The sequence below is a fragment of the Cellulosimicrobium cellulans genome (assembly GCF_016907755.1).
Classification (GTDB): domain Bacteria; phylum Actinomycetota; class Actinomycetes; order Actinomycetales; family Cellulomonadaceae; genus Cellulosimicrobium; species Cellulosimicrobium cellulans_D.
In genome coordinates, this window is record NZ_JAFBCN010000001.1 from 1,960,795 (window position 1) to 1,972,868 (window position 12,074).

At 74.6% G+C, this 12,074-nt stretch carries 9 protein-coding genes; 2 read left to right on the forward strand and 7 right to left on the reverse strand.

Going from position 1 to position 12,074, the window contains the following annotated elements:
- The first annotated feature begins 28 nt into the window (after positions 1-28).
- Complete coding sequence (locus tag JOE63_RS08390; RefSeq protein WP_204540599.1) at positions 29-889, forward strand: aminoglycoside phosphotransferase family protein; 861 nt, start codon at positions 29-31, stop codon at positions 887-889.
- A gap of 79 nt (positions 890-968) precedes the next feature.
- Here the strand turns inward: JOE63_RS08390 and JOE63_RS08395 are convergent, their stop codons facing one another.
- The 3 genes from JOE63_RS08395 to aceA all read right to left on the reverse strand — a co-directional run bounded on the left by JOE63_RS08395 (position 969) and on the right by aceA (position 5,429).
- Positions 969-1,541, reverse strand: coding sequence for a hypothetical protein (locus tag JOE63_RS08395; RefSeq protein WP_141388605.1), 573 nt, complete (start codon positions 1,539-1,541; stop codon positions 969-971).
- Positions 1,542-2,124: 583 nt separating this feature from the next.
- Positions 2,125-3,879 (reverse strand): malate synthase A, encoded by a 1,755-nt coding sequence (aceB, locus tag JOE63_RS08400; protein WP_204540603.1) that lies wholly within the window; start codon positions 3,877-3,879, stop codon positions 2,125-2,127.
- Positions 3,880-4,013: 134 nt separating this feature from the next.
- Positions 4,014-5,429 carry an isocitrate lyase gene (aceA, locus tag JOE63_RS08405; protein WP_307840000.1) on the reverse strand — a complete coding sequence of 472 codons (1,416 nt, stop codon included), beginning with the start codon at positions 5,427-5,429 and terminating at the stop codon, positions 4,014-4,016.
- A 180-nt stretch (positions 5,430-5,609) separates the two neighbouring features.
- On the opposite strand from aceA, the gene JOE63_RS08410 reads away from it, so the two are divergent.
- Positions 5,610-7,103, forward strand: coding sequence for a helix-turn-helix transcriptional regulator (locus JOE63_RS08410; protein ID WP_204540605.1), 1,494 nt, complete (start codon positions 5,610-5,612; stop codon positions 7,101-7,103).
- A gap of 67 nt (positions 7,104-7,170) precedes the next feature.
- Here JOE63_RS08410 and JOE63_RS08415 read toward each other — a convergent pair whose 3' ends face one another.
- The 4 genes from JOE63_RS08415 to JOE63_RS08430 form a co-directional block, all read right to left on the reverse strand.
- Positions 7,171-8,931 (reverse strand): alpha/beta hydrolase, encoded by a 1,761-nt coding sequence (locus JOE63_RS08415; RefSeq protein ID WP_204540608.1) that lies wholly within the window; start codon positions 8,929-8,931, stop codon positions 7,171-7,173.
- A gap of 67 nt (positions 8,932-8,998) precedes the next feature.
- Positions 8,999-10,204, reverse strand: coding sequence for an acetyl-CoA C-acyltransferase (locus tag JOE63_RS08420; RefSeq protein ID WP_204540611.1), 1,206 nt, complete (start codon positions 10,202-10,204; stop codon positions 8,999-9,001).
- Positions 10,201-11,373 carry an alpha/beta fold hydrolase gene (locus tag JOE63_RS08425; RefSeq protein ID WP_204540615.1) on the reverse strand — a complete coding sequence of 391 codons (1,173 nt, stop codon included), beginning with the start codon at positions 11,371-11,373 and terminating at the stop codon, positions 10,201-10,203. Before JOE63_RS08425 ends, JOE63_RS08420 begins: the two co-directional genes overlap by 4 nt.
- The gene (locus JOE63_RS08430; protein ID WP_307840001.1) at positions 11,370-12,074 is read right to left on the reverse strand and encodes a CoA transferase subunit B; all 705 of its coding nucleotides are present in this window, start codon (positions 12,072-12,074) and stop codon (positions 11,370-11,372) included. Before JOE63_RS08430 ends, JOE63_RS08425 begins: the two co-directional genes overlap by 4 nt.

Genomic DNA, 12,074 nt, shown 5'->3' on the forward strand with positions numbered 1-12,074 from the left:
GCCCGCCGCGCGTGCGAAGGTGTCGGGTATGACCGATCTGCTCCCGTACCGCGACGACGCGGACGACGTCGAGGTCCCCCTGCTCGGTGGTGACGTGTCGGACGGGATCGTCCGGCGCGGCGACACCGTCCGCCGTCCGCGCGGCCCGCACAGCCCCGCCGTCGAGGCGTACCTGCTGCACCTGGAGCGCGCGGGCTTCGAGCGCGCGCCCCGGTTCCTCGGGATCGACGACGACGGCCGGGAGGTCGTGACGTTCCTGCCGGGCGAGATGGGCGGGCGCCCGCCGCACGCGTGGGCGACCGGCGAGGACGTGCTCGTCCAGCTCGGGGAGTGGCTGCGGGACCTCCACGCGGTGTCGCTCGACGTCGTGCTGCCGGACGGCGTCGCGTGGCCCGAGCGGGTGCAGTTCCCGGAGGTGCCGGACGTGTTCGACGTGCCGGACGTCGTCGGGCACAACGACCTCACGGTCGAGAACGCGCTGTTCGTCCCGGCCGGCGACGACCCGGAGGGTCCGCACCGGCTCGTCGGCGTGATCGACTTCGAACTCGCCGCGCCGACCACGCGCCTGCTCGACGTCGCGACGACGCTGCTCTACTGGGCGCCGGTCGCGCCGCCGGAGGCGCGGCCGGACGTGCTGCGGGACCTCGACGCACCGCGTCGCGCCCGGATCCTCACGGAGGCGTACGGGTTGGACCGGTCCCAGCGGCTCGCGCTGCTCGACGTGCTCGCGCAGCGGTTCGCGCGGAGCTGGTACGCGATGCGGCATGCCGCACGGGTGCGCGGCGGCGGCTGGCAGCGCATGTGGGACGACGGGGTGGGGGACCGGATCCACGAGAACGAGGCCTGGTTCGCCGCGCAGCGCGTGGACTTCGTGCACGCGCTGGGCTGAGCGCACGGGGGCGGGGCGCGCTCCGCCCCCTGCGGCGCGCTCAGAGCGCGGCGAACCGCACCCGAGCTCCGGGTGCCGGTCAGCTCGCGAGCGGGGCGTCCGCCGTGAGGTACCAGGGCTCGTAGCCCTCGAGCGAGAGCGTCCACAGCCCGGGCGCGCCCGTGGGGACCGCGAGGCAGACGTTGCCCGACACGGTGTCGTCGGTGCCGACGAGGCCCGTCCCGACGAGGGCGTCCGGCACGGCGCCGCACTGTCCGTCGACATGGACGCCGTCGTCGCCGACGAAGCCGACGTCGATCGCCCCCCACGCGCTCACCTGCGAGCTGGGGCCGTAGTACGTGGCGGTCACCGGGACGATCCAGTACTCCGTGCCCTCCGGCGGTGCGACGTTGACGTCGCTGTGCGCGAGGATCTCCGCGGTCGCCTCGTACGGCGGGTCGAGGAGGACCTCCCACTCCTCACCGGCGACGGTGTAGCCGTCGAAGAACCACGGGTCGGCCCGCGTCCCGGAGCCCTCCCACTCGCCCTCGGACCAGTCCTCGTCCGACCAGTCCTCGGACCACTCGTCCTCGACCGGCTCGGTGTACCAGTCGGCGAGACGCCCGCCGGCGTCGCTCGCGACACCGGCGGCGAAGCCGACGCCGCCGCCCACCGCGAGGCACGTGGCGCCGACGATCAGCCCGACGGCGGTGCGGGACAGACCGCGGCGCGCGGCGGGCGGGGGTGGGCCGGGGAGTCCGGCGACGGGGTACGGCGGCCCCGGCCGGAGCGGCCCTGGCGGGAGCGGCCCTGGCGGGACGGGACCGTGGCCGATCGGCGCCGGACCGGGCCCGATCGGCGACGGCGGCGAGGTGGACTGCGGGGGAGCGGGGTACCCGGACGTGGGGACCGGAGGCGAGGCCGCCGGGGGCGCTGTCGGGGCCGGGACAGAGGTAGTCGGCGCGGCGGGAGTTGCCGACGGTGCGGGGGACGCTCCCGAGGTCGACTGGCTCGGTGGCGCGAAGGGGTTGGTCATGGCTGCTCCGGGGTCGTGCGGGCGAGCGCCCGGACGACCGTGTCGCCGTGCGTGGCCGGATGCTCCCACATCTCGGCCTGCCAGCACCAGGAGGCGCCCAGGGCGCGGACCGCCGTCGAGCACGCACGACCTGCCGACCACGACACCACCCGCCCGCGAGCACGACATGGGGGTCGCTCTCCAGCGGATAACGACCCCCATGTCGTGCTCGCGGGCCCGGTTACGGCTGGTCGATCTCCGAGCCCACCAGGAACTGCGAGTAGGCCCCGATGGTGAGGAACGTCGGGAAGTCCTCGGCGAGCGCGACCGCGCGGAACACGTGCGCGGCGTCGTCGATCCGGTTGTCCGGGAGGCGCGGCAGGTCGTCGACGATCTCGGCAAGGAGTGCCTCGACGCGGTCGCGCGTGATGGGCACGCCGTTCTCGGTGCGCGTGCCCGACGCGATCCACTGCCAGACCTGCGAGCGCGAGATCTCGGCGGTCGCGGCATCCTCCATGAGGTGGTCGATCGCGGCGGCGCCGACGCCGCGCAGCCAGGACTCGAGGTACCGCACCCCGACGGAGACGTTGGAGCGCAGGCCCGCCGCGGTCACGGTCGCCCCGGCGCGGCGGGCCGAGCCGATGTCGAGCAGCTCGTGCTGGCCCACCTCGACGTCGTCGCGCAGGCGAGACACCTGGTGCGGGCGGTCGCCCAGCACCGCGTCGAACTCGCCGCGCGCGACCTCGATGAGGTCGGGGTGCGCGACCCACGTCCCGTCGAACCCGTCCGTCGCCTCGCGACGCTTGTCGGCCCGCACCTGCTCGAAGGCTCGCTCGGTGACGTCCGGCCGGCGCCGGTCGGGGATGAACGCGCTCATCCCGCCGATCGCGTGCGCGCCGCGCTTGTGGCACGTCGCGACGAGCAGCTCGGTGTACGCGCGCATGAACGGCGCGGTCATGGTGACCTGCGCGCGGTCGGGCAGCACGTAGGAGTCGCCGCGCGTGCGGAACGCCTTGATGACGGAGAACAGGTAGTCCCACCGCCCGGCGTTGAGCCCGGCGCAGTGGTCGCGCAGCTCGTGGAGGATCTCCTCCATCTCGAAGGCCGCGGGCAGGGTCTCGATCAGCACGGTCGCGCGGATCGTGCCCTGCGGTAGCCCCAGGTACTCCTGAGCGAGGACGAACACGTCGTTCCACAGCCGTGCCTCGCGGTAGCCCTCGAGCTTGGGCAGGTAGAAGTACGGCCCCCGGCCGCGCGCGACGAGCTCACGCGCGTTGTGGAACAGGTAGAGCCCGAAGTCCACGAGCGAGGCGGACGCCGACACGCTGACCCCCGCCCGGTCGACGTACCGCATGTGCTTCTCGATGAGGTGCCACCCGCGCGGGCGGAACACGATCGTCGGCAGGTCGGTGAGCGTCGTCGAGCGCAGGCGGTACTCCTTGCGGTGGTCGCCCGAGCCGGTCGTGTGGGTGAGCGTCCCGCGGATCGCGTCGTGCAGCGCGAGCTGGCCCTCGATCACGTTGCGCCACGTGGGGCTCGACGCGTCCTCGGCGTCCGCGAGCCAGACCTTGGCGCCGGAGTTGAGGGCGTTGATCGTCATCTTCGGGTCGGTCGGCCCGGTGATCTCGACGCGGCGGTCCTCGAGGCCCGGCGCGCCGGCCGAGCCGGCGACGCGCCACGAGGGGTCGTCGCGCACGGGCCGCGTCGCGGCCCGGAAGTCGGGGTCGATGCCGTCCGCGACGTCCTGCCGGCGCTGCTGCCGGTCCATGAGCAGCTCGTGGCGGCGGGCCACGAACCGGTCGTGCAGCAGGGTGAGGAAGTCGAGCGCCTCGGGCGTGAGGATCTCGCGGTAGCGCTCGCCCAGCGTGCCGATGACGCGCAGGGCGCCCGACGGCGCGGGCCGGGCCGGCCGCTCGGGGCGCGGGCCGCCGTCGGGCCCGGCCTGGGGCGTGCCCGAGGGAGAGGGGGGAGAGGTGGTCGTGGTCAGCGTGGTCATGGCGTGCTCCGAAGGTCGATGTCGCGAGGTAGAGCTCTGGTAGGCCGAGGTAGAGCTCTGGTCCCGCGAGGTAGAGGTTTGGTCGTGACCAGGCCTCTACCTCGCGGGACCGCTCCTCTACCTCGCGAGGGGGCTTAGTGGAACTGAGCGGTCTCGGTGGACCCCGCGAGCGCGAGGGTGGCGGCGTCGGGGTTGAGAGCCGTGGCGACCCGGTCGAAGTAGCCGGTGCCGACCTCCCGCTGGTGGCGGGTGGCGGTGTAGCCGTCGGCCTCGGAGGCGAACTCGGCCTCCTGGAGCTCGACGTAGGCGGTCATCGCGCGCTCGCCGTAGCCGCGCGCGAGCTCGAACATGGAGTGCGAGACGGCGTGGAAGCCGGCCAGCGTGATGAACTGGAACGCGTAGCCCATCGCGGCGAGCTCCTTCTGGAAGCTCGCGATCTGGGCGTCGTCGAGGTGCTTCTTCCAGTTGAACGACGGCGAGCAGTTGTAGGCGAGCTTCTTGTCCGGGTACTGCGCGTGGATCGTCTCGGCGAACGTGCGCGCGAGCTCGAGGTCGGGCTCGCCCGTCTCGACCCAGATGAGGTCGGAGTACGGCGCGTACGCGAGGCCGCGCGCGACGACCGCGTCGAGCCCCGGGCGCACCCGGTAGAAGCCCTCCGAGGTGCGCTCGCCCGTGAGGAACGGGCGGTCGCGCTCGTCGACGTCGGACGTCAGCAGGTCCGCGGCGAGCGAGTCCGTGCGGGCGATGATGACCGACGGCACGCCCGCGACGTCGGCCGCGAGGCGCGCGGCGTTGAGCGTGCGGATGTGCTGGCTCGTGGGCACGAGCACCTTGCCGCCGAGGTGGCCGCACTTCTTCTCCGACGCGAGCTGGTCCTCCCAGTGCACGCCCGCCGCGCCCGCGGCGATCATCGAGTGCATGAGCTCGTACGCGTTGAGCGGGCCGCCGAACCCGGCCTCGGCGTCGGCCACGATCGGGGCGAGCCAGTCACGGGCGGGCGCACCGGACTCCGCCGTCTCGATCTGGTCCGCGCGCAGCAGCGCGTTGTTGATGCGGCGCACCACGGCGGGCACGGAGTTGGCGGGGTAGAGCGACTGGTCGGGGTACGTCTGGCCGGACAGGTTGGCGTCGGCCGCGACCTGCCACCCGGAGAGGTAGATGGCCTTGAGACCCGCGCGCACCTGCTGCACGGCCTGGTTGCCGGTGAACGCGCCGAGCGCGGCGACCCACTCCTCGGTGTGGATCTGCTCCCACAGCTTCTCGGCGCCGCGGCGGGCGAGCGTGTGCTCCTCGCGCACCGAGCCGCGCAGCGCGACGACGTCCTCAGCGGTGTAGTCGCGGTCGAGCCCGGCCCAGCGCGGGTCGGTCGCCCACTGCTCGGTGAGCTCCGCGGCCGTCTGGGTCTGGTCGCCAGGTCGGGGACCGTCGCTCCCAGGGCGACCCGGGGTGCGGCCCGCGACGTCCGCCGTCGTCGCGACGGCGCCGAGCGGACGGGCGCCGCCCGCGTACTCGGACGGGGAGCGGCGGCTGACGATGGTGGGCCTGTTCACGGGTGCCTCCTGGTGGTGCGCCGGTCCGCGCTGCGCGGACCGGACGGGCCGGTCGGTGGACCTCGGCGAGGTCCGTGCTTCGACCTTCCTCCCGCTGACGACCCCGTCTCAAGCCAGATCGGGCGAAAGAATCGCACTTCTTCTCTTGTGCGGAAGGAGTGGCGCGTGTCACTCTCAGTCATGGCTATCCCGACGACGCGACCGGCCGGAATCGCGGAACATGCGGAAATCCCGCTCGAGAGCGAGCCCGACGCCCTGACGATCGGCCGCAGGATCCGGCACCTGCGCGCCGCGCGGGGCATGACGCTCGACGAGCTCGGCGCCGCCATCGGCCGGGCGCCGTCCCAGGTGTCCCTCCTGGAGAACGGCAAGCGCGAGCCCAAGTTCGCCCAGCTCCAGGCCGTGGCGCGGGCGCTCGGTGCGAGCCTCGACGACCTCCTGTCGCCCGAGGCGCCGTCGCGCCGGGACGCGCTCGAGATCGAGCTGGAGCGCGCCCAGCGCGGCCCGCTCTTCGACGCGCTCGGGCTGCGTCCGGTGCGGGTCGGCAAGTCGCTGCCGACCGACGCGCTCGAGACGATCGTCGCCCTGGAGCGGGAGCTCCAGCGGCTTCACACCGAGCGTGCCGCGACGCCCGAGGAGGCGCGCCGCGCCAACGCGGAGCTCCGCGCGACCATGCGCGCGCAGGACAACTACTTCCCCGAGCTCGAGGACGCGGCGGCCGAGCTGCTCGACGGCGTCGGGCACGCGGGCGGCCCGCTGCCCCAGCGCGTCGCGGCGGACATCGCCGCCCACCTGGGCTTCACGCTGCACTACGTGGGCGACCTGCCGCACTCGACCCGCTCGGTGCTCGACCTGCGCCACCGCCGTGTCTACCTGCCGAGCGACGGGATGCGCGGGCGGTCCAACGCGACGTCGGCGCTGCTCCAGGCGCTCGCGCCGCACGTGCTCGGGCACGCGGAACCGCGCGACTACCGCGAGTTCCTGCGCCAGCGCGTCGAGGCCAACTACCTCGCGGCGGCGCTCCTGCTGCCGGAGCGCCACGCGGTCAAGGCGCTGCGGGCGGCGAAGGAGGCGCGCGAGATCTCGATCGAGGACCTGCGCGACGCGTTCGCCGTGTCGTACGAGACGGCGGCCCACCGGTTCACCAACCTCGCGACGAAGCACCTCGGCATCCCGGTGCACTTCATGAAGGTCCACGAGTCCGGGGTGATCCACAAGGCGTACGAGAACGACGGTGTCCGCTTCCCGGCCGACCCGCTCGGCGCCGTCGAGGGGCAGTACGTGTGCCGGAGCTGGACCGCGCGCACGGTGTTCGCGGTCGAGGACCGGCTCAGCCCGTTCAGCCAGTACACGGACACCCCGAGCGGCACCTACTGGTGCACGTCGCGCGTGCAGGCGTCGGCGGACGGCGAGTTCTCGGTGAGCGTCGGGGTGCCGTTCGCGCACGTGAAGTGGTTCCTCGGGCGCGACACGACCGAGCGTCTGGTCTCCCGCTGCCCTGACGGCGCGTGCTGCCGCCGCCCGCCGGACGCGCTCTCCGACCGCTGGGCCGGGCAGTCGTGGCCGAGCGCCCGCCCGCACGCGTCGATGCTCGCCGCGATGCCGACCGGGGCGTTCCCTGGCGTCGACACCACCGAGGTGTATGCGTTCCTCGACACCCACGCCCCGCGGTGAGTGCGGGGTGTCTGTCGTCCCTTCGGGGTCCCGACGACAGATGCCCCGCACCCGTCGGAGGCGGTCGTCAGCCGATCGAGCCGCCCTGGGTCGGAGCGTCCATCGCGTCCTTGAGGCGCGCGGTGTCGGCGGCCGACCAGCCCTCGGGAGCGTGCAGGGCGGCGAACCCGTCGGCGTACTCGAGCTTGTAGACGTGGCCGTGGCCCGGCGGGATGTCGGACGCGGCCGCGACGAACAGGTCGCCCGTGAGCTGCCAGAACGTGACGAACGGGTACCACCGGACGTCGCCCAGCACGTCGGGGCCGCGCGGCTCGCGCAGCCAGTCGGGCTCGGACCACAGCGTCTCCGGTCCCCACCACGTCACGCCGTCGGACGCGTGCTGCAGGTAGACGACGCGCGGCTCGTCCCACCGCGGGCCGGGGCCCCACAGGTCGGCCACCCCGGTCGCGACCGGGTCGCCCCACCGGACCTGCCGGCCGTCCTCGAGCACGGGCGCGTACTCGAGCGACCCGGGGTCGCGTGCGTCGGTGAGCTCGCGCCACATCGGGGTGAAGCCGGGCGTCCCGGTGAACATCGCGCCGTCGGAGCGCGCCTCGACGTCCTGCACACCGCTGAACGCGCCCTGCATGCCGAACGACCCGAGCGAGATGCCGAACGCGAGCAGGCGCGGGCGGTCGTCCTCGGGCAGGTCCGACCACCGCGAGTACACCGCCTCGAACAGCGCCTTGCCGGCCGCGGGCGGGGTCGTGCGGTCGCCGACGAAGCTGATCCAGCTCGGCAGGTACGAGTACTGCATGCTCGCGATCGCGGTGTCGCCGCCGTGCATGAGCTCGAGCGCCTCCACCATGCCCGGGTCGACCCAGCCGGTCCCGGTCGTGGTCGCGACGACGAGGACGGACCGGTCCCACGCGTCGGTGCGGTCGAGCTCGTCGACGACGCGCGCCGCCGTGGCGTCGAGGTCGCCGTCGGCGTCGAGGCCCGCATAGGCGTGGATCGGTTCGCGCACGTCCGCGGGGTCGACGACGTCGCCCGCCTGGGCGAACGCGGTCAGCTCGTCGAGGGTCGGACCGGACACGACGAACTTGCGGCCCTCGGCGCCGAGCGAGTCCCACGTCTCGGGGGACGCCGCCGACCCGGACCGCTCGGGCTGGGCCGGGGGAGACAGGCGGGGGTCGACGTCGGCGTTCGCCGCCGAGTAGATCGAGTTGAGCGCGCTCATCGCGCCCGACCAGACGACGCCGTTGAACACGAGCACCACGACGACCGCGACCGCCACGCCGCTCACGAACCGCGCGACCGGGGCAGGCACGACCCGGCCGACGAGCCGGGCGACCCAGCGCGCGACGCGGCGCAGCCCCCGCCCGGCCTGGAGCACGAGCAGCGCGACGGCGAGCGCGAGCACGAGCGTGGCCACCTCGCGCCCGGGGACGTCCTCGGACATGCCGAACAGGTGCCGCAGCTCGATCTGGCGGCGGGCGCCGAGGACCAGCGAGAGGGGCACGAGCACGACCGTCGCCCCGGCGAGCACCCACCACGCGACGCGGCTCGCGCGCGCCGTCCAGCGGACGCGCAGGCCGACCTTCACGGCGAACCACTCGACGAACGCCCCGACCCCGTACCCGCCGACCGCGCTCACGCCCGAGATCACGGCCTGGTAGTACCACGCCCGCGGGATGAGCGACGGCGTGAACGACAGGCAGAACCACAGCAGCGCGAGCACCAGCCCGGTCGCCGAGAACCGCCGCAGCCACCGTCCCCACGCACCGTGCCTCGCAGGCTTCTCGTCGACGGGCTCGGGGGGTCGGGTCTCCGTCACGGTGGGCTGCACATCGCGAGCGTAGGCGAGGTGCAGCCCACCGTCCCCTCGAAGCGTCCGCGCCCGCGTCGGGGAGCGGTCACGCCTCCAGGAGCAGCGCCTCGCCCTGGCCCCCGCCGCCGCACAGCCCGACGGCGACGCGCCCTCCGCCGCGGCGCGCGAGCTCGTGGGCCGCGTGGACGGCGAGCCGGGCACCGGACGCGCCGATGGGGTGGCCGAGCGAGATGCCGCCGCCGTGGACGTTGACGACGTCCGGCGAGACGCCGAGGACGCGCGTGGACACCGCGACGACCGTCGCGAAGGCCTCGTTGATCTCGACGAGGTCGAGCTCCTCGACGCTCCAGCCGGCGCGGTCGAGCGCCTGCCGGATCGCGCGCGCAGGCTGGGAGTGCAGCGACGTGTCGGGGCCGGCGACCTGACCCCACGCCCGCACCGTCGCGAGCACGGGCGCGCCCGCGGACTCGGCCCGGGCGCGCGTCGTGAGGACGAGCGCGGCGGCGCCGTCGGAGATCTGCGACGCGTTGCCCGCGGTGATCGTGCCCTCGGGGTCGAACGCGGGGCGCAGGCGCGCGAGGCCCTCGGCGGTGGTGTCGGGGCGCACGCCCTCGTCGTCGCGCACCTCGACCGGCTCGCCCCGGCGCTGCGGGACGCTCACGGGCGCGAGCTCGGCGTCGAACAGGCCGTCCTTCGCCGCGGCCGCGGCGCGCTGGTGCGAGGCCGCCGCGACGGCGTCCTGCTCCTCGCGCGACACGAACACGTCGCCCACGTTGGTGCGCTCGGTCGAGACGCCCATGGAGGCGCGGTCGAACGCGTCGGTGAGCCCGTCGCGCGCGACGGCGTCGACGAGCGTCGCGTCTCCGAACGCGAACCCGGCGCGCGAGCCGGGCAGCAGGTGCGGCGCGTTGGTCATGGACTCCTGACCGCCGACGAGCACGACCTCCGCCTCGCCGGAGCGGATCATCCGCGTCCCGTCGATCACGGCGGTGAGCCCGGAGAGGCACACCTTGTTCACCGTCACGGCGGGCACGTCCCAGCCCACCCCCGCGGCGGCGGCGGTCTGGCGCGCGGGGTTCTGCCCGGCCCCGGCCTGGAGCACCTGGCCGAGCACGACGGCGTCGACGGCGTCCGCGCCGAGCCCCGAGCGCTCGATCGCGGCGCGCGCGGCGACGGCGCCGAGCTCGACCGCGGTCAGCGCGGCGAGCGAGCCCTTGAGCCGCCCCTGGGGCGTGCGGGCGGCGGCGACGACCACTACGTCGTCAGGGGAGTGCGGGGTGGTGGTGCTCACGGCTGGACCTCCAGGGGTGCGGACGGCGGTGTCTGCGCGGGCGCCGGGGGTGTGGCGCCTGCTCGTGCGGCGGCGGTGTCGGCGACGGCGACGGCACCGTCGACCAGCCCGAGCAGGAGCCCGAGGAACACGTCCGGCTCCTCGAGGTGGGGACTGTGCCCGACGCCGGGCCGCACCTCTTCACGGTACCGCCCGCCCGCGGCCGCGTAGGCGTCGAGGACGGCGCGGGTCTGGGCGACCATCGGCTGGGGCGGGTGCGTGTCCGCGCCCGGCCATCCGGGCACCGCGCCGAGCGCGCCGAGGTGCGCGAGGTCGAACAGCGACGTGTCCGCGACGATCGCGTCGGCGTCGCCGCGCACCCACAGCACGGGCGCCGTCGCGCCGGACGTCGCGAAGCCGGACAGGTCGCAGTATCGCGCGCTGATCGCGTTGTTCATCCCGCGCGTCCCGGGCGCCACGCCGGGCCAGGTGTCGGACGCCGTCCGGTCGCCCGGGTAGTTGTCGTCGCCCGTGCGCGTGGAGAGCACGGAGTGGAGCAGGAGCTCCTCCAGCGCGCCGAGCGGCTCGCCGAGCGACGCCGGGTCGGCGACGTAGAAGCGGCGCAGCACGTCGCGCGGCGAACCGGCGTCCTCGCTGCGGTCGCCCGCGGCGAGCGCCGCCACGAACGCGGGGTTCGCCGTCCCGCCGCCCGAGCCCGCGAAGTCGGGGGAGAGCGGCGCGCCGTCGACGTCGCGCGTGCCGCCGAACCCGTAGGGCGACATGGGTGCCTCGAGGAGGATCGCGTCGAACAGGTCGGGCCGGTCGGTCGCGAGCTGCAGCACGACGCCCGCGCCCGCGGAGTGCGCGACGGCGACGAGCGGGCGCGCGAGGTCGAGCGCGTCGAGGACGGCCGCGACGTCGTCGGCGAGGTCCCGCACGCCGCGGGTCGCGTCGACGGGCCGGGGCTCGGCGTCGCCGTACCCGCGCAGGTCGACGGCGACGCCGCGCACGTCGGCGGGCAGCGCGCGCAGCAGCGGGTCGAAGAACGCCGACGACGAGCAGTTGCCGTGCACGAGCAGGACGGTCGCGCGCGCGTCGCGCTCGGTGGCGACCTCGCGCACGTGCTCGCGCCCGCGCGGGGTCGGGACGTCGCGGCGCAGCACCTCGCGGCGCAGCACGTCGCGCGTCACGACGGCGTCCCCGCGGCGTGCGTGGACGGTCCCGGACCGGCGTCGGCCACGTCGAGCGGGGCGTCGTCGAGCGCGACGGCGAGGTCGGGCTCGGTCGCGGCGCGCACGTCGTCGACGCTCACGCCCGGCGCGGTCTCGCGCAGCACGAGGCCGTCGGGCGTCACGTCGATCACCGCGAGGTCCGTGATGATCCGGTGCACGACGCCCCGCCCGGTGAGCGGCAGGGAGCACGAGCGCAGGATCTTGGGCGACCCGTCGCGCGCGACGTGCTCCATGAGCACGATGACGCGCCCGGCCCCGTGCACGAGGTCCATCGCGCCCCCGGGTCCCTTGACCATCTTGCCGGGGATCATCCAGTTGGCGAGGTCGCCCGTCTCGGAGACCTGCATGCCGCCGAGGATCGCGGCGTCGATCTTGCCGCCGCGGATCATGCCGAAGCTCAGCGCCGAGTCGAAGAACGCGGCGCCCGGCAGGACGGTGACGGTCTCCTTGCCGGCGTTGATGAGATCGGGGTCGACGGCGTCCTCGGTCGGGTACGGCCCGACGCCGAGGATCCCGTTCTCCGACTGGAGCACGAGGTGCTTGTCGTCGGGCACGTAGTTGGGCACGAGCGTCGGCAGGCCGATGCCGAGGTTGACGTACCAGCCGTCCTGGAGCTCGCGCGCGGCGCGCGCGGCCATCTCGTCGCGGGTGAGCGGCAC

Excerpts from the sequence above, each read along its gene's own strand:
- JOE63_RS08410 (WP_204540605.1), top strand. The coding sequence starts at position 5,610 with ATGGCTATCCCGACGACGCGACCGGCCGGAATCGCGGAACATGCGGAA.
- aceB (WP_204540603.1), bottom strand. The coding sequence starts at position 3,879 with ATGACCACGCTGACCACGACCACCTCTCCCCCCTCTCCCTCGGGCACG.
- JOE63_RS08390 (WP_204540599.1), top strand. The coding sequence starts at position 29 with ATGACCGATCTGCTCCCGTACCGCGACGACGCGGACGACGTCGAGGTC.